Here is a 16,696-nt window from a genome sequence, read left to right as displayed (position 1 = left end):
TACTTGATTCACTTCAATGCCGAGACACTTTAGCGCGGACCGGCACCGGTCCTCGTTCCAGCCCCCGTTAATGTCCTCACTGTGGCGTACCTCGACGCGGCCTCGACCGAGCCCCTCCACCCAGCGGCCCGTGAAGCCCTGCTCGCGGCCCTCGACGTGGGGTGGGCCGACCCCGCCCGGCTCTACGGTTCGGCCCGCCGGGCGCGGCTGCTGCTCGACCAGGCGCGGGCCGAGATCGCCGAGGTGCTCGGCGCGCGGCCCGACGAGCTGTCGTTCACCACGTCGGGCACGCAGGCCGTCCACCTGGGCGTCCTCGGCGTGTCGCAGGCCCGGCGGCGGGCCGGGCGGCACCTGGTGGTGAGCGCGGTGGAGCACTCCAGCGTGCTGCACGCCGCGGGCGTCCACGAGGGCGCCGGGGGCAGCGTGCAGACGATCGGGGTCGCGCTCTCCGGGCGGGTCGACCTGCCGGCCTTCGCCGAGGCGGTGGCCGCCGAGGGGGTCGCCGCGGCGGCGCTCCAGACGGCCAACCACGAGGTGGGCACCCTCCAGCCGGTGGCCGAGGCCGCCGAGGCGTGCCGGGCGGCGGGGGTGCCGCTGGTGGTCGACGCGGCCCAGTCGGCCGGGCGGCTGCCGATTCCGCCGGGCTGGTCGGTGCTGGCGGCCAGCGCCCACAAGTGGGGCGGGCCGGCCGGGGTCGGGGTGCTGGCGGTCCGCAAGGGCACCCGCTGGCGCTCGCCCTATCCGGAGGACGAGCGGGAACTGCGCCGGGTGCCGGGCTACGAGAACGTGCCCGCCGTGGTGGCCGCCGCGGCGGCGCTGCGCGCCCGCGCGGCCGAGTCGGCGGCCGAGAACGCTCGCCTGTCGGCGCTGGTCGACCGGATCCGCGCCGAGGTCCCGCGCCGCGTCCCCGACGTCGAGGTGATCGGCGATCCGGTCGACCGCCTCCCGCATCTGGTGACCTTCTCGTGCCTGTACGTCGACGGCGAGGCGCTCCTGACCGAATTGGACAAGGCCGGTTTCGCCGTCTCGTCAGGAAGTTCGTGTACGGCGAGTACGCTTCGTCCATCACACGTGCTGGAGGCGATGGGCGTGCTTACGCATGGAAACGTCCGGGTATCGCTGCCCCGTGGGATTCCCGAAGACGATGTCGACCGGTTCCTCACGGTCCTCCCCGACATCGTGCGTCGCGTCCGCCAGCGTCTGGGGGTGCAGTGATCTGGCGTAAGAAGTCGCCCGAGCCGCCTGCCGAAGCGCCCGCGCCGGTGGTGCCGCCGGCCGCGCTGACCATCGACGCACTGGGCCGCAAGTGCCCGATACCGATCATCATGCTGGCCGAGCGCGTCGGCGAGGTGCCCGTCGGGGCGGTGATCTCGGTGCTGGCCGACGACCCGGCCGCGTTCACCGACATCCCGGCCTGGTGCCGCCTGAAGTCGCACCAGCACGTCGAGAGCTACGAGCTGCCCCGGGGCGGCTGGTCGATCCACGTCCGCCGGCAGTACTGAAAAAGGCCGCCCCGAGGGGCGGCCCTTTCGCGCGCGGCTACGGGCGCAGGCAGCGCAGGTGGGCGCCGACCTCGGCGGCGGCGTCCTTGCCGTAGCAGGCGCCGAAACGCTCGAGGAAGTCGGCCTGGCCGAGCTCGTACTCCTGGCCGCCGACGCGCTCCAGCACGTGGGTGGCGGTGAGGTTGCCGATCTGGGCGCAGCGCTCCAGGCTCAGGCCCCAGGTCAGGCCCGCCAGGAAGCCCGAGCGGAACGCGTCGCCGACGCCGGTCGGGTCGGCCTTGCCGCGCTCGGGGGCCGGGGAGACGTGGATCGAGGGCTCGCCCTTGCGGTCGATGCGGGAGCCCTTGGGGCCGAGCGTGGTGACCCGCACGCCGACGCGGTCGAGGACCTCTTCGTCGGACCAGCCGGTCTTCTGCTCGATGAGCCCCTTCTCGTAGTCGTTGGAGAAGAGGTAGGCCGCGCCGTCGATCAGCTCGCGGATCTGCTCGCCGGGCATGCGGGCGAGCTGCTGCGAGATGTCGGCGGCGAAGGCGATGCCGCGCGACCTGCACTCGGCGGTGTGGCGCAGCATGGCGTCGGGGTCGTTGGGGCCGACGAGCACGAGGTCGAGGCCGCCGACGCGGGCCGCGATCGGGCCGAGCTCGATGTTGCGGGCCTCGGCCATCGCGCCGGTGTAGAACGAGGCGATCTGGTTGTGGTCCTGGTCGGTGGTGCACAGGAACCGCGCGGTGTGGTGGAGCTCGGAGATGTGGACGGAGTCGCAGTCGACGCCGTGACGCTCCAGCCATGACCGGTAGTCGGCGAAGTCGTCGCCGACCGCGCCCACGAGGATCGGCCGCAGCCCCAGGCCGCCCATGCCGAACGCGATGTTGCCCGCGCAGCCGCCCCGCCGGATCTCCAGCTCGTCGACGAGGAACGACAGCGAGACGCGGTCGAGCTGCTCGGCGATGAGCTGGTCGCCGAAGCGGCCGGGGAACGTCATCAGATGGTCGGTCGCGATGGAGCCGGTGACGGCGATGCGCACGGGGTGATCTCCTCGTTGTCAGCAGCGCGTGGAACGCCCGCCGGATCGCGAGCCCCGCAAGAATACGCGATATTCCGGCCGACCCGGGACATGACGAGACACCCGCGCGCCTGACCAGGTGCGCGGGTGTCTGACCTGGCGCTCCTTAGTTGAAGGAGTCGCCGCAGGCGCAGGAACCCGTGGCGTTCGGGTTGTCGATCGTGAAGCCGGACTTCTCGATCGTGTCGACGAAGTCGACGGTCGCACCGATCAGGTAGGGGGCGCTCATCCGGTCGGTCACGACCGAGACGCCGCCGAAGTCGGAGACAACGTCGCCGTCCATCGAGCGGTCGTCGAAGTAGAGCTGGTAACGGAGGCCGGAACAGCCCCCCGGCTGCACGGCGACGCGGAGGTGGAGACCCTCCTCGCCCTGCTGCTCCAGCAGGCTGCTGACCTTGGCGGCGGCCGCGTCGGTCAGGTTCAGTCCCTGCTTCGTGGTCTCGCTGCTCTCAACCGACATCTTGGTGACTCCCAGCGTCTGTATCTGACGTCCTTCTAGAACGTTAGCAACACGTTGGCCCTGTCCCTACATTCCCGGTCCGGACACCCCAGGGGAATACCTCCCAAAGCGGATGTGTAATTATTAGTCGTCAGTTCGACGATAAGTCCCCGAAGGGGGTGTGGTCGTGACGACCACGAGTCTTCCGCTCTTCGTCCTCGGGCAGGGCGTCGACCCGCACAGTGAGCGCGGTGTCGACTGCCCCGGTGAGCTGCCCCCCGCGTCCGACCCGGAGCTGGTGGCGCGGGCCCGCAAGGCCAAGGAGGCGCTCGGCGACCGGCTGTTCGTGCTGGGCCACCACTACCAGCGTGACGAGGTCATCCAGTTCGCCGACGTGACGGGCGACTCCTTCAAGCTGGCCCGCGAGGCGGCGGCCCGGCCCGAGGCCGAGTTCATCGTGTTCTGCGGCGTCCACTTCATGGCCGAGTCGGCCGACATCCTGACCTCCGACCGGCAGAAGGTGATCCTGCCCGACCTGGCCGCCGGGTGCTCCATGGCCGACATGGCCACCTTCGACCAGGTCGAGGAGGCCTGGGAGGTGCTGGAGGACGCCGGGATCGCCGGGGTCACGGTGCCGGTGACGTACATGAACAGCAGTGCCGACATCAAGGCGTTCTGCGGGCGGCACGGCGGCGCGGTGTGCACCTCGTCCAATGCCAAGAGGGCCCTCGACTGGGCCTTCGAGCAGGGCGAGAAGGTGCTCTTCCTGCCCGACCAGCACCTCGGCCGCAACACCGCCGTGCTGGAGATGGGCCTGTCGCTGGACGACTGCGTGGTCTACAACCCGCACCGGCCCAACGGCGGCCTGACCGACGAGCAGCTCAAAAACGCCAAGATGATCCTCTGGAAGGGTCACTGCTCGGTGCACGGCCGCTTCACCGCCGAGAACGTCGACGACGTGCGGGCCCGGGTGCCCGGCGTGAACGTGCTGGTGCACCCCGAGTGCCGCCACGAGGTGGTCACCAAGGCCGACTACGTCGGCTCGACCGAATACATCATCAAGCAGCTGGAGGCGGCCCCGGCCGGCTCGACCTGGGCCGTGGGCACCGAGCTCAACCTGGTGCGGCGGCTGGGGACGATGTTCCCCGACAAGACGGTCATGTTCCTGGAGAAGACCGTCTGCTACTGCTCGACGATGAACCGCATCGACCTGCCCCACCTGGTGCGCTCGCTGGAGTCGCTGGCGGCGGGACAGGTCGTGAACCAGATCACGGTCGACCCCGAGACCACCCACTGGGCCAAGGTCGCGCTCGACCGCATGCTGGCGCTGCCGTAGCGGCTAGCGGAGCTGGAAGACGACCGTGACGTTGACGCCCACCGACTGGCGGCCCGGCGAGATCGACTTGTCGGCCGCCATGAGGTGGACGCCCTCGAACGGGATCGGGGCCCGGCCCTCGCCGTCTTCGTGGACGCTCACCACCCGGCCGAGCCGGCGGCCGGTCAGCCGGGCGTACTGCCGGGCCTTGGCCGCGGCGTCCTTGTAGGCGGCGTCGCGGGCGGCGGCCAGCGCCTTGGCAGGGTCGCCGATCTCGAAGGAGATGCCGCTCAGGCGGGCCTCCTCCCCGGCCGAGGCCACCGCGTCGACGACCCGGTCGGCGCGGTCGAGGTTGCGGACGAGCACCTCGACGCCCTGTCCGGCGCGGTAGCCGGAGACCTTCGGGTAGTCGTCGTATTCGGGGCCGAGCGAGATCTCGCTGGTGCGCAGGTCGTCTTCGTCGACGCCGGCGCCGAGCAGGGCGGCGCGCAGCTTCGCGGCGGCCTTGCGGGCGTCGCCGAACGCGGCCCCGGCGGTCGCGCGCCGGACCTCGACGCCCGCCTGGAGACGCATGCGGTCGGGGGCCGCCGAGACGGCGCCGTTGCCGATGACGGTGATCTTCGCGTCGTCTGCCACGAACCCGGCATACCCGGCCGGCGTGGAGGCGAACGCCGCCGGGGTCGACAGCAGTCCGGCGGCGAGGAAGGCGGCCGCGGTCGCGTACCTGATGGTGATCATGCGCGCGATCCCATCACCGGCCCGGCCCGCGCGGGCGTCGCGCCACGCGTCCTTGGTCACATCCTGGGTCACATCGTGGAGTTGTCGGCCCACCGCTTGAGCAGGGCGGAGTCGCCCTCGACGGAGTAGTCGCCGTAGCCGCGCCGCCCCCACATCAGCAGCAGGATGTCGGCCGCCGTCGAGGTGCGGACGGTGACCTCGCCGGGCATGGCCGACGGCTCGTAGGTGAAGCCGTCGGGGTAGAGGGTGACCAGGAAGCCCGCCCCGGTGTCGGACTGCCACGACAACCGCTCGCCGTCGCCGGTCAGGTCGCGCGGCTTCCAGTCGGCGTGGGGGAGGTTGTCGAGCAGCTCGCTCACCCCGTCGGCGGCCACGGCCTCGTCGATCTGCGGGGTGTGGCCCAGGGCGATGGCCGCGTCGGCGCCGTGGACGGCGTTCTCGCAGAGCTGGCGGCGGGCCCACCAGAGCACGGGGCGGGGGCCGGCCCACGTCCAGACGACCGTCGAGGGGTCGTGGGCCAGCAGGGCCGCCTTCAGAGGTTCGGCGCCGGCCGCGAACCAGTCGGCGTAGCCGCCGTCGCCGGCGGGCAGCCCCAGGTCGACCGACGCCCGGTCGAGCCGCTCCTGGCGGGCCTCCCCGGCCACGATCGCGGCCCTGCGGTGGGTGCTCCCGGTGTGCTCGACCAGGTCGCGCAGGGTCCAGCCGGGGCAGGTCGGCACCGGCCTGGACAGGTCGTGACCTCTGACGGCGTCGGCCATGCGGGTGATCTGCGCGGCGACCGCGTCGGCGTACTCCCGTTGCTCCACTGGCTCCCCTACAGTCCGGGCGCCCCCCACACCGCGAACCAGCGGGACAGGTCGGCCTCGATGGGCAGGTCGCCCGCGAGCGTGCCGCGCGCCTGCAGTTCCAGGGCGTTGTCGCGCCGCTGGCCCGGCAGTGGGGCGAACGGGTAGAACGTGCCCTGCTTGTAGAGATATACCAGGGCGAGCCGTCTCCCGGCGGGGTCGGCGAAGACGACGGTCGTACACAGCAGGGCCGAGCCGAACCCGGCGCCCTCCAGGCTGGAGTTGGCCCCGTGGAGGTTGGTCACCAAAGACGACACGTCGTCGTCGCGCACGGTCAGCCAGGTGAAGCCGTAGTCGTCCTGGGTGATCTCCGGGCTGCCGACGAGCGCCCGCACGTCGTCCTGGAGCCGCGCGAACGCGGCCCCCTCGGCGGCGCGGAAGCAGACCGAGCCCACCCCGGCGGGCCCGAACGCGGTCGCGACCTGCAGCGTCACCGCGGCCGACGGCAGCGCGAACAGCGCGTCGAGATCGGGCCTGGCCTGCTTCGACCGGCCGAGCAGCGCGTCGAACCAGCCCATCAGGCCTCCCTGCCGAGTTCGCCGGAGATCCGGGCGAGCTGTTCGAGCCGCTTCTCCAGCGGCGGGTGGGTGGCGAACAGGCTCGCCACGCTCGCCCGGTTCAGCGCGGGCGCGAAGTAGAACGCGTTAAACGACTGCGCCTCGCGCAGGTCGCGCGTCGGGATGCGGGCGATCTCGCCCGACACCTTGGTCAGGGCGCTGGCCAGCGCGGACGGGCGCTGGGTGAGATAGGCCCCGGCCCGGTCGGCGGCCAGTTCGCGGTAGCGCGAGAGCATTCTGGTCAGCACGAAGCTGACGCAGTAGACGATCGTGGAGACCAGCACGATGATCAGGCCGATCGGCAGGCCGCCCTGGTTGTCGCGGTTGCGGCCGAGGCCGGCGTACAGGGCGAACCGGGTCATCAGCCCGGCCACCACGCCGAGGAACGAGGCGATCGTCATGACCGCGACGTCGCGGTGGGCCACATGGGACATCTCGTGGGCCAGGACGCCTTCGAGCTCGGGCGGATCGAGCCGCCGGAGCAGGCCGGTCGTCACGCAGACGACGGAGTTCTTCTGGTTGCGCCCGGTGGCGAACGCGTTGGGCACGTCGCTGTCGGCGACGGCCACGCGAGGTTTGGGCATGTCGGCCAGGGCGCTCAGGCGGTCGATCACGGCGTGGAGCTCGGGGGCCTCCTGTGGCGAGACCTCTCTGCCGCCCATCGCGTACAACGCGATCTTGTCGGAGAAGAAGTACTGCACCAGCAGGAAGCCCGCGGCGATGACCAGGACGACGACCGCCCGCGCCCCGACGGCGATGAGCACCGCCACGAACACGACGTAGAGCAGGCCGAGCAGGAACATGGTCAGGACCATGCGGCGGGTCAGCCCAGAGTCGGGCTTGAACCGGGACACGGCGCTAACCCGGGATGAGCCCCTGGTCGCCCAGCATCTCCCGGACCTCGTCGATCGAGGCGTCCGCGGGGGGCAGAATCAGCTCAGACGGTTCAAGGGCATCGTCCGCGAGGGGCTTCCCGACATGGCGAACCTTGTCGAGGAGCGCGTGCAGCGCGGATCGGAACGTGGTCTCGTCGTCGGCCTCGATGGCCGACTCGAGTTCGGTGTCGAGGTCGTTGAGCACGCCGAGATCGCCGTCGGCGATCTGGACCTGCCCCTCCCCCATGATTCGCACGATCACTACTGTGCCTCCCCCGGCTGACGGTATTGCTGGGTGTGCTGGGGCTGCGGCTGCGCCGCGGGCTGCCCCTGCTCGATGGCGCTCTTCGGCGCCGGGCCCTGGCCCAGCTCGGCCTTCATGCGGGCCAGCTCCAGCTCCACGTCGCCCCCGGCGCCCATGCGGTCGAGCTCCGACTGGATGTCGTCGCGCTGACCGGTGTAGTCGTCGAGCGCGCCGCTGGCCAGCAGTTCGTCGATGGCGCCCGCGCGGGCCTGCATCTGGGCCGTCTTGTCCTCGGCCCGCTGGATCGCCAGGCCGACGTCGCCCATCTCCTCGGAGATGCCGGAGAAGGCCTCGTTGATCCGGGTCTGCGCCTCGGCCGCGGTGTAGGTGGCCTTGATGGTCTCCTTCCGGGTGCGGAAGGCGTCGACCTTGGACTGGAGGCGCTGGCTCGCGAGGGTCAGCTTCTCCTCTTCGCCCTGCAGGTTGTTGTACTGGATGCGCAGGTCGGCCACCTGGGCCTGAATGGCGGTGCGGCGCGAAAGGGCGTCGCGGGCGAGGTCTTCGCGACCGGCGGCCAGGGCGCTCTTCGCCTGCGATTCACGCTTGGCGGCCTCAGCCTCGGCCTGGTTGATCTGCAATTCGACCCGCTTGCGGCTGGTCGCCACATCGGCCACGCCGCGCCGTACCTTCTGGAGCAACTCGAGCTGGCGCTGATATGAGTAGTCCAGGGTCTCCCGCGGATCCTCCATTTTGTCCAGGGCCTTGTTGGCCTTGGACCTGAAGATCATGGAAAGTCTCTTCATCACGCTCATGCGCGTCGGCCGTCCCCTTCTTAGGTTGTGCGTGGGTAACCCCAGCCGTTTCAAGCCCCGCAAAGGCGGCCAAGGCCGCCTGGGTTCACCCTACGCATAACGCACGGGGGCGTCACTAAGTTGCACTCCCGGTACGCTGGACAACGTGTTCCGACGTCGTACCCAGACCACCACGGACGCTACCCCCGTCCCTGATGTTGATCCTAAGCCTGTGACGACCCCGGCGAAGGGCCGTCCGACGCCGAAGCGCGCGGAGGCCCAGGGGCGCCGGCGGTCACCTGTCACCGCGCCGAAGAACCGCAAAGAGGCCTATCGCCAGGCCCGCGAGCGTGACCGGTTGCTCCGCGACAAGGCCCGTGAGGGCATGATGCGCGGTGAAGACCGGTATCTCCCGGCTCGTGACCGCGGCCCGATCAGGAAGTTCGCCCGCGACTTCGTCGACGCGCGGCGGCTCCCGGGGCAGTACTTCCTGCCGGCCGTGCTGGTCATCATGCTGCTGTCGATGATCCCCTTCCCGATCGAGATCAGGAAGTGGGTGCTGACCGTCTACACGATGTCGCTGCCCGTCGTCCTGGTGCTCGTGGTCGGCAGCTCCTTCTACGTCGCGGGCAGGGTGAAGAAGCTCGCGGCCGAGCGTTTCCCCGGCGAAGACCTGAAGGGCGTGGGCTTCTACGCGGCCATGCGGTCGTCGCAGATCCGGCGGCTGCGCTTCCCGAAGCCGACCGTTCGGCCTGGTGGCGCACCGGTTCCCGACAGCTCCCCCAAGAAATAGAACTTCGTTCTGGTTGTCTAGAGTTGGCCCATGGAATTCCGCCATTTGGGCCGAAGTGGCCTCGTCATCAGCGAGATCAGCTATGGCAACTGGATCACCCACGGCTCCCAGGTCGAAGAGGAGGCCGCCCGCGCTTGCGTGAAGGCCGCCCTCGACGAGGGCATCACCACCTTCGACACCGCCGACGTCTACGCGGGCACCCGCGCGGAGGAGGTGCTGGGCCGCGCCCTCCAGGGCGTGCGCCGGGAGTCGCTGGAGATCTTCACGAAGGTCTACTGGCCGACCGGGCAGGGCCGCAACGACCGGGGCCTGTCGCGTAAGCACATCATGGAGTCGATCAACGGCTCCCTGCGCCGCTTGCAGACCGACTACGTCGACCTCTACCAGGCCCACCGCTACGACGTGGAGACCCCGCTCGAGGAGACGCTGCGGGCCTTCGACGACATCGTGCGCCAGGGCAAGGCCCTCTACATCGGCGTCAGCGAGTGGACCGCCGACCAGATCGCGGCCGCGCTGAAGCTGGCCGACGAGATGGGCTTCGACCGCATCGTCTCCAACCAGCCGCAGTACTCCGCGTTGTGGCGGGTCATCGAGGGCGAGGTCGTGCCGCTGTCGGAGAAGGAGGGCATCGGCCAGATCGTGTTCTCGCCGATCGCCCAGGGCGTGCTGACCGGCAAGTACCTGCCCGGCCAGCCGCCGCCCGAGGGCTCGCGGGCCCTCGACCCCAGCGGCGGCAACTTCATCCAGCGCATGATGGACGACGACCTGCTGACCCGCGTCCAGGAGCTCAAGCCGGTCGCCGCCGACCTCGGCCTCTCGATGGCCCAGTTCGCGGTGGCGTGGGTGCTGCAGAACGCCAACGTCTCGTCGGCGATCATCGGCGCCTCGCGGCCCGAGCAGGTGCGCGACAACGTCAAGGCGGCCGGGGTCAAGCTCGACGCCGACGTCATGAAGAAGGTCGACGACATCCTCGGCCCGGTCGTGGTGAGCGACCCCTCCCTCACGAGTACCAACGCCCCCAAGAAACGCCCCTGAAAACAAAAGGCCCGCCGTCATCGGCGGGCCTTTTTCATTCCTGTGGACGCAATGACATTCCCTGGTATTCAACCCGGTCGCCGTCGAGTAGCGTCACCTGTTCGACTCCGGATTCCAGCAGGTCACGCCAGCTTTCGCCGAGCCACGACTCCGCGTCGGCCTGACTGGGAAATACCTCGCGCGACAAATCGGCGGCGGATACCTCACCACCATTAGCGTTTTCATAACGCCAGCGCCATGTCATGCCTATGCTCCTGTTCGCGGCCGGTCGTTCCCTCAAGGGGAAATCCGAAGGGTGCCTGGGAACCCTATCTCCCCGAGCCTCATCACCCGAGCACGGAGGCCATTCCATGCTGCCCTCACACCCTCGCAAAACACTGATCCGCGTCCTACTCGGCGCGCTGGTCGTGGCCGCGCTCTCGGCGTTCGCGCCCCAGCCTGGCCCCGACACCCCGCGCCAGTGGACCTTCTGGCAGAGCGACGGCCTCGCCTGGCTCGCGCCGGAGGCCGGCGCGGTGCCGGCCGACGGTTCGGTCATCGGCTGGCGCTTCGGCGTCGCCCCCGACGGCGCCGGCACCGACTCGCCCCGCGAGGTCCCCGCCTTCGACGACGTCTGCGGCGCACAGGCCGCGGGATCGGGACAGAAGCGCGTCGTCCTGGCGGTCGACTTCGGCGACGGCGAGGTCGACGCCTACCCCGGCGACACCCCGCCCCAGAGCACCGTCACCTGCGTCGTGGCCCCGTCGGCGGCGACGTCCCTGCAACTGCTGTCGTCGGAGACGACCCGTCCGAGGGTCGACGACACCGGCAACGTCCTGGCCGTCAGCGGCTACCCGGCCAAGAACACCACGACGGGCAAGGAACTCCCGATCAGCCAGGCCGCCGGCGCCGCTGCCGCCCCGTCGGAAGAGGGCGGCGCTCCGGTGCTGCTCATCGCGGGGGGCGTCGTCGCAGTCGCGGCGGGCGTCGGCGTCTTCTTCCTGCTGCGCCGCCGATCGAGCTGAAACCTGTTCCCCCAGCGCCGCACCCGCGCACGGCGACCGCCGCCCGGCCCTTTAGGGTTTCGGGCGGCGGTCCCGTTTCCGGTACGGATCGCGCGACGGCCCGGAGGTTTCCAGGCGGATTCATGGGGTTCGGCGGATGAAGGGGATACGGGTTGAAGGTCGAGTTGAGCGGGACTGGAGGGCCCGAGGGGTGGCCCTCCGATGGGTGTGCCTCGTGTCGGTCGGTGCGGCGGGAGCGGCGGCCGCTCTCGGTGGTCGTCGACGACCACGCTCCGCTCGACGGCTACGAGCTGGCCCGGACCGATGACGGTGATGTCGTCGTCGGGCCCGATGGAGGCAGTCTGCTGTTCGCCAACGGGGGCGGCGGGAGCGGGCCTGGGCCGGCGTTCGATCTGGTGCTGATCGATCTGCTCGACGATCCCTTCCGGCTGGGGGCGCTGCGGGCGCGGGGGCTGGTGAACCGGGCGACGCGGGTGGTGGCCGTGGGGGTCGACCACCGGGTCAGGTCGGAGGCCGAGTTCGAGCGGCGGCTGGGCTACTGGGGGGCGACGCAGGTGCCCGACGGGGCGGTGCTGGAGACGTCCGAGCGCGTGGGCCACGACTTCGCCCGCCCCCATCGCACGATCGTGCTGGGGGGCACCCGCTCCGGGAAGTCGGAGGAGGCGGAGATGCGGCTCGCCGGGGAGGCCGATGTGCTCTACGTCGCCACCGGCGACGTCCACGGCGATGAGGAATGGACGAACCGGATCGCCGCCCATCGGGACCGACGTCCGGCCCACTGGCGGACCCGGGAGACGCGCGACCTGGAGGACGTGCTGGCGGGCGAGACCGGCGCGGTGCTGATCGACGGGCTGGGCACCTGGCTGGCGGGCGTGTTCGACGACCTCGCCGCCTGGGAGGACCCGGGGCGGATCCGGGGCGCCTGCGACGGGCTGGTCGCGGCCTGGCGGGGCACCCGGGCCCGGGTGGTGATGGTCAGCGACGAGGTGGGGCTCGGCGTGATTCCCGACCACGCCTCGGGGCGGATCTTCCGCGACGCCCTGGGCGAGCTGAACCGGCGCCTGGCCGACGAGTCGGAGGAGGCGGCCCTGGTCGTCGCGGGGCGCGTCACCCCGTTGCCGTGATCCTCCGGAGCTGGGCGAGCGCCTGGTGGCTGGCCGTCTCGCTGCTGAGCGTGCTGCCGGTGCCCCGGCACGCGCCGGTCGACGCGCGGGTCGCCGGGCGGGCGATGGTGCTGGCGCCGCTCGTCGGGGTGCTGCTCGGGGTGGTCGCGGCGCTGGTCTTCCAGGGGGCCTGGTGGCTGGGGCTGGGGCGTACGACGTCGGCGCTGCTCGCCATCGGGACCCTCGCGGTATTGACGCGGGGCCTGCACCTCGACGGGCTCGCCGACCTGGCCGACGGGCTGGGCAGCCGCAAGGGCGCGTCCGAGGCGCTGGCGATCATGAAGCGGTCGGACATCGGGCCCTTCGGGGTGGTCACGCTGATCTTCTGCGTGGGGCTCCAGGTCAGCGCGCTGGGTCAGGTGGGGCCCCATGTTCTGTGGGCGCTGCCCGTGGCCGTCGCGACCGGAAGGCTGGCCGTCACATGGGCGTGCACGCCCCGATTCCGGGCAGCGCGAGAGGAGGGGCTGGGCAGCCTCGTCGCGGGAACAGTGCGGGTGCCGGCGGCGTTGGCGTCTACTGGCACCTTGGTGATCGTCGCTATGATCGCGTTTCGCGACGTTCCAGTGCTGGTCAGCGCGGTGCCAATCGGGCTGGCCGTCGCCTGGGTCATCCTCGCCACCGCCGTCAGGCGGCTCGGGGGGATCACGGGGGATGTGCTCGGAGCGCTCGTCGAGGTCGCGACCGCGGCGTGCTTGCTCGCCAGTGCGGTGACGTTCACCGGCCCGTAAACATCCCCCAACCTATTGGTAGGACGAACCCGAGTTTATGAGTACGGAGAAAGCACAGCTAGCATCGGCTCACGTGACCACAGTGCGCGTCAATGCATCTGACACGGTCTCCATAGAGACCGATGCCCTCGTTATCGGCATCCACGCCACCCCGCAGGGCCCACAGGCCGCGGCCGGGGCCGCCGGGGTCGACCAGGCCCTGGGCGGACGGCTCGCCGCCACGCTGACCGCGATGGGTTTCGCGGGCAAGCCCGAGGAGATCGCCAAGTTCCCCACGTTCGGCGCGATACCGGCGCCGCTCGTCGTGGCGGTGGGGCTCGGCGCCCCGCCCGCCGACGGCGGGTCCCTGGAACTGGAGACCCTCCGCCGGGCCGCCGGCTCGGCCGCGCGCGCGCTGGCCGGCACCGCGTCGGCCGCCGTCGCGCTGCCCGCCACCACGGCCGAAGAGGTCGAGGCGGTGGCGATCGGCAGCCTCCTGGGGGCCTACGTCTTCAGCCGCTACCAGACCAACGGCCAGCAGAAGGCGCCGCTGGCCGAGGTGGAGCTGGTCACCTCCGCCCCCGAGGCCGAGAGCGCGGTCCGACGCGCCGCCACGCTGGCCGACTCGGTCACGCTGGTCCGCGACCTGGTGAACACCCCGCCGTCCGACCTGTGGCCGGCCCGGTTCGCCGAGATCGCCGAGGAGATCGGCGGCAAGAACGGGCTGACCGTCGAGGTGCTCGACGAGATCGCCCTGAAGGAGAACGGCTACGGCGGCATCGTCGGCGTGGGCCAGGGCTCGTCCCGGCCGCCGCGGCTGGTCCGGGTCGCCTACTCCCACCCGCAGGCCGCCAAGACGCTCGCGTTCGTCGGCAAGGGAATCACGTTCGACTCCGGCGGGTTGTCACTCAAGCCGTCCGCGTCGATGGACTGGATGAAGTCCGACATGGGCGGCGCGGCCGCCGTGCTCGGAGCCCTGCTGGCGGTCTCCCGCCTCGGGCTCCACGTCAACGCCGTCGGCTACCTGTGCCTGGCCGAGAACATGCCCTCGGGCACCGCCCAGCGGCCCTCCGACGTGCTGCACACCTACAGCGGCAAGACCGTCGAGGTCCTCGACACCGACGCGGAGGGACGCCTCGTGCTCATCGACGGCATCGCCCGCGCCGCCGAGGACTCGCCCGACCTGATCGTCGACGTCGCCACGCTGACCGGCGCGCAGATCGTCGCCCTCGGGTGGCGTACCGCCGGGGTCATGACCAACGACGACGACCTGCGCGGCGCCGTGGTCGAGATGGCCGGGGCGCAGGGCGAGAGCGTGTGGGGCATGCCCCTGCCCGGCGAGCTGCGCAAGGGGCTCGACTCGCAGGTGGCCGACATCGCCAACCTCCACCCCGAGCGGTGGGGCGGCATGCTGGCGGCGGGCGTGTTCCTGCGCGAGTTCGTCCCCGACGGGGTTGACTGGGCCCACATCGACATGGCGGGACCGGCCTTCAACAAGGGCGAGCCCTACGGTTACACCCCCAAGGGCGGCACCGGAGCCATCACCCGCACGCTCGTCGCCATCGCCGAGCGCTATGCGGGCTGAGCGCACGATCATCCAAGACAAGTGAAAAGATGCCGTACCACGGCAGTATTCATTAGGGAGCTTTCCAGTGGCTGAAGGCAGCGGCCCCTTCGACATCGTTGTCCTAGGCGGCGGTAGCGGCGGCTACGCCTGCGCCCTGCGGGCGGCCGAGCTCGGCAAGAGCGTCGTTCTCATCGAGAAGGCCAAGGTGGGCGGCACCTGCCTCCATCAGGGCTGCATCCCCACCAAGGCGCTGCTGCACGCCGCCGAGCTGGCCGACCAGGCGCGCGAGGGCGAGTCGTTCGGCGTCAAGACCCGGTTCGACGGGATCGACGTGCCGGGCGTGCTCGCCTACAAGGACAAGGTGATCAGCGGGCTCTGGAAGGGCCTGCAGGGCCTCATCAAGAGCAAGAAGATCACCGTGGTCGAGGGCGAGGGCCGGCTCACCGGTCCCAACCAGGTCACCGTCAACGGCGAGGTCTACACCGGGCGCAACGTGGTGCTCGGCACCGGCTCGGTGCCCAAGTCGCTGCCGGGCCTCGACATCGACGGCCAGCGGGTCATCACCAGCGACCACGCCCTGGTCCTCGACCGGGTGCCGTCGTCGGTGATCATCCTGGGCGGCGGCGTCATCGGCGTCGAGTTCGCCAGCGTGTGGCGCTCCTTCGGCGCCGAGGTGACCATCGTCGAGGCGCTTCCCCACCTGCTCCCGCTTGAAGACGAGTCCAACTCCAAGCTGCTGGAGCGGGCCTTCCGCCGGCGCGGCATCAAGTACGAACTCGGTCAGCGCTTCGAGAGCGTCAAGACCACCGACACCGGGGTCGTCGTCTCCCTGGAGGGCGGCAAGACCCTCGACGCCGAGCTCATGCTGGTGGCGGTCGGGCGCGGCCCGGTCTCCTCCGGTCTCGGCTACGAGGAGCAGGGGATCTCGATGGACCGGGGCTACGTCCTGGTCAACGAGTTCTGCCAGACCAGCGTCCCGGGCGTCTACGCCGTGGGCGACCTCATCCCCACGCTGCAGCTGGCCCACGTCGGCTTCGCCGAGGGCATCCTGGTCGCCGAGCACATCGCGGGCCTGCCGGTCGTGCCGATCGACTACGACGGCGTGCCGCGCATCACCTACTCGGAGCCCGAGGTGGCCTCGGTCGGCATCAGCACCGCGACCGCGCGCGAGCGCGGCCACGACGTGGTCGAGCTGAGCTACAACCTCGCGGGCAACGGCCGCAGCAAGATCCTGCAGACCCAGGGCGAAGTCAAGGTCGTCGCCGAGCGCGACGGGCGCGTGCTGGGCGTGCACATGGTCGGCGCGCGGGTCGGCGAGCTCATCGCCGAGGCCCAGCTGATCTACAACTGGGAGGCCACGGCGACCGACGTGGCCCAGCTCATCCACCCTCACCCGACGCAGTCCGAGGCCCTCGGCGAGGCCATGCTGGCCCTGGCCGGCAAACCCCTCCACGTCCACAACTAACTGCCCTCTAAGGAAGACGAAGACTCACCATGCCTGTCTCCGTAACCATGCCCCAGCTCGGCGAGAGCGTGACCGAGGGCACCGTCACCCGCTGGTTGAAGTCGGAGGGCGACCACGTCGAGGCCGACGAGCCGCTGCTTGAGGTGTCGACCGACAAGGTCGACACCGAGATCCCCTCGCCCTCGGCCGGGTACCTGACGAAGATCCTGGTCTCCGAGGACGAGACCGTCGAGGTCGGCGCCGAGCTCGCCGTCATCGACTCCAACGCCGCCAACGGCGGCGCGCCGGCCGCGCAGGAGGAGCCGCCCGCCGCGGCCCCCCAGCCGGAACCGGAGCCCGAGCCGGAGCCCGAGCCCGAGCCGGTCCAGGCCGCCGCCCCGCAGCCCGCGCCCCAGCCGGCCCCGCAGCCGCCCGCGCCCGCTCCGCAGCCGACGCCGATCTCCTCGATCCCGCAGCCCGCTCCCCCGGCCGCGCCGCAGAACTACCAGCCGGCCCCGGCCGCTCCGCAGGCTCCGGCCGCCCCGGCTCCTTCGGGTGACACGCCCTACGTCACCCCCCTGGTCCGCAAGCTCGCCTCCGAGCACGGCGTGAAC

Annotated in this window: 20 protein-coding genes; 11 read left to right on the top strand and 9 right to left on the bottom strand. The window is 70.9% G+C overall.

Annotated elements, in window-relative coordinates:
- Positions 1 to 81 precede the first annotated feature (81 nt).
- Positions 82 to 1,215, top strand: a complete 1,134-nt coding sequence (locus AW274_RS36815; RefSeq protein ID WP_062443237.1) for a cysteine desulfurase family protein — start codon at positions 82 to 84, stop codon at positions 1,213 to 1,215.
- The gene (locus AW274_RS36810) at positions 1,212 to 1,502 is read left to right on the top strand and encodes a sulfurtransferase TusA family protein (protein ID WP_439648808.1); all 291 of its coding nucleotides are present in this window, start codon (positions 1,212 to 1,214) and stop codon (positions 1,500 to 1,502) included. Before AW274_RS36815 ends, AW274_RS36810 begins: the two co-directional genes overlap by 4 nt.
- 37 nt (positions 1,503 to 1,539) lie before the next feature.
- Here AW274_RS36810 and AW274_RS36805 read toward each other — a convergent pair whose 3' ends face one another.
- Positions 1,540 to 2,526, bottom strand: coding sequence for a carbohydrate kinase family protein (locus AW274_RS36805; RefSeq protein ID WP_062443235.1), 987 nt, complete (start codon positions 2,524 to 2,526; stop codon positions 1,540 to 1,542).
- A 145-nt stretch (positions 2,527 to 2,671) separates the two neighbouring features.
- Positions 2,672 to 3,025 carry an iron-sulfur cluster insertion protein ErpA gene (erpA, locus tag AW274_RS36800; RefSeq protein ID WP_062443232.1) on the bottom strand — a complete coding sequence of 118 codons (354 nt, stop codon included), beginning with the start codon at positions 3,023 to 3,025 and terminating at the stop codon, positions 2,672 to 2,674.
- Between the two features lie 160 nt (positions 3,026 to 3,185).
- On the opposite strand from erpA, the gene nadA reads away from it, so the two are divergent.
- A complete protein-coding gene (gene nadA / locus AW274_RS36795) occupies positions 3,186 to 4,340 on the top strand; it encodes a quinolinate synthase NadA (protein WP_157520926.1) in 1,155 nt (384 codons plus the stop codon).
- Between the two features lie 3 nt (positions 4,341 to 4,343).
- Here the strand turns inward: nadA and AW274_RS36790 are convergent, their stop codons facing one another.
- The 6 genes from AW274_RS36790 to AW274_RS36765 are packed head-to-tail and all read right to left on the bottom strand — an operon-like array spanning position 4,344 to position 8,390.
- Entirely contained in the window at positions 4,344 to 5,129 is a 786-nt protein-coding gene (locus tag AW274_RS36790; RefSeq protein WP_232320669.1) for an SIMPL domain-containing protein, read from the bottom strand.
- Positions 5,126 to 5,863, bottom strand: coding sequence for a maleylpyruvate isomerase family mycothiol-dependent enzyme (locus AW274_RS36785; protein WP_062443230.1), 738 nt, complete (start codon positions 5,861 to 5,863; stop codon positions 5,126 to 5,128). The genes AW274_RS36790 and AW274_RS36785 overlap by 4 nt, the downstream gene beginning before the upstream one ends.
- An 8-nt stretch (positions 5,864 to 5,871) precedes the next feature.
- Positions 5,872 to 6,420 carry a PspA-associated protein PspAB gene (pspAB, locus tag AW274_RS36780; protein WP_062443226.1) on the bottom strand — a complete coding sequence of 183 codons (549 nt, stop codon included), beginning with the start codon at positions 6,418 to 6,420 and terminating at the stop codon, positions 5,872 to 5,874.
- Positions 6,420 to 7,313 (bottom strand): zinc metalloprotease HtpX, encoded by an 894-nt coding sequence (gene htpX, locus AW274_RS36775; RefSeq protein WP_269750652.1) that lies wholly within the window; start codon positions 7,311 to 7,313, stop codon positions 6,420 to 6,422. Before htpX ends, pspAB begins: the two co-directional genes overlap by 1 nt.
- Before the next feature lie 4 nt (positions 7,314 to 7,317).
- Positions 7,318 to 7,596: a PspA-associated protein PspAA gene (gene pspAA / locus AW274_RS36770; protein WP_062351547.1), complete on the bottom strand. Its 279-nt coding sequence runs from the start codon at positions 7,594 to 7,596 to the stop codon at positions 7,318 to 7,320.
- Entirely contained in the window at positions 7,596 to 8,390 is a 795-nt protein-coding gene (locus tag AW274_RS36765) for a PspA/IM30 family protein (RefSeq protein ID WP_083949962.1), read from the bottom strand. The genes pspAA and AW274_RS36765 overlap by 1 nt, the downstream gene beginning before the upstream one ends.
- A 211-nt stretch (positions 8,391 to 8,601) precedes the next feature.
- Here AW274_RS36765 and AW274_RS36760 point away from each other — a divergent pair, with 211 nt between their 5' ends.
- Together AW274_RS36760 and AW274_RS36755 are read left to right on the top strand one after the other, a co-directional pair.
- On the top strand, positions 8,602 to 9,162 hold the full coding sequence (locus tag AW274_RS36760; RefSeq protein ID WP_232320668.1) for a DUF3043 domain-containing protein: 561 nt from the start codon (positions 8,602 to 8,604) through the stop codon (positions 9,160 to 9,162).
- Between the two features lie 30 nt (positions 9,163 to 9,192).
- Complete coding sequence (locus AW274_RS36755; protein WP_062443218.1) at positions 9,193 to 10,197, top strand: aldo/keto reductase family protein; 1,005 nt, start codon at positions 9,193 to 9,195, stop codon at positions 10,195 to 10,197.
- A gap of 34 nt (positions 10,198 to 10,231) precedes the next feature.
- Here the strand turns inward: AW274_RS36755 and AW274_RS39875 are convergent, their stop codons facing one another.
- A complete protein-coding gene (locus AW274_RS39875; RefSeq protein WP_081898196.1) occupies positions 10,232 to 10,441 on the bottom strand; it encodes a hypothetical protein in 210 nt (69 codons plus the stop codon).
- A gap of 106 nt (positions 10,442 to 10,547) precedes the next feature.
- On the opposite strand from AW274_RS39875, the gene AW274_RS36750 reads away from it, so the two are divergent.
- From AW274_RS36750 to AW274_RS36725, 6 genes are all read left to right on the top strand, one after another.
- Positions 10,548 to 11,201 (top strand): SCO2322 family protein, encoded by a 654-nt coding sequence (locus AW274_RS36750; protein WP_157520925.1) that lies wholly within the window; start codon positions 10,548 to 10,550, stop codon positions 11,199 to 11,201.
- Positions 11,202 to 11,425: 224 nt separating this feature from the next.
- Positions 11,426 to 12,325, top strand: a complete 900-nt coding sequence (locus AW274_RS40920) for a bifunctional adenosylcobinamide kinase/adenosylcobinamide-phosphate guanylyltransferase (protein WP_063813885.1) — start codon at positions 11,426 to 11,428, stop codon at positions 12,323 to 12,325.
- Positions 12,322 to 13,092, top strand: coding sequence for an adenosylcobinamide-GDP ribazoletransferase (locus AW274_RS40915; protein ID WP_369408697.1), 771 nt, complete (start codon positions 12,322 to 12,324; stop codon positions 13,090 to 13,092). The genes AW274_RS40920 and AW274_RS40915 overlap by 4 nt, the downstream gene beginning before the upstream one ends.
- A 37-nt stretch (positions 13,093 to 13,129) precedes the next feature.
- Positions 13,130 to 14,656: a leucyl aminopeptidase gene (locus AW274_RS36735; RefSeq protein WP_083975446.1), complete on the top strand. Its 1,527-nt coding sequence runs from the start codon at positions 13,130 to 13,132 to the stop codon at positions 14,654 to 14,656.
- 67 nt (positions 14,657 to 14,723) lie between these two features.
- Positions 14,724 to 16,103 (top strand): dihydrolipoyl dehydrogenase, encoded by a 1,380-nt coding sequence (gene lpdA / locus AW274_RS36730; RefSeq protein WP_062443209.1) that lies wholly within the window; start codon positions 14,724 to 14,726, stop codon positions 16,101 to 16,103.
- A 29-nt stretch (positions 16,104 to 16,132) separates the two neighbouring features.
- On the top strand, positions 16,133 to 16,696 hold a 564-nt coding region (locus tag AW274_RS36725), incomplete at its 3' end, for a biotin/lipoyl-containing protein (RefSeq protein ID WP_304608165.1).

This window comes from Herbidospora daliensis (genome assembly GCF_001570585.1).
Classification (GTDB): domain Bacteria; phylum Actinomycetota; class Actinomycetes; order Streptosporangiales; family Streptosporangiaceae; genus Herbidospora; species Herbidospora daliensis.
This window is presented reverse-complemented; position numbering and strand designations above follow the sequence as displayed.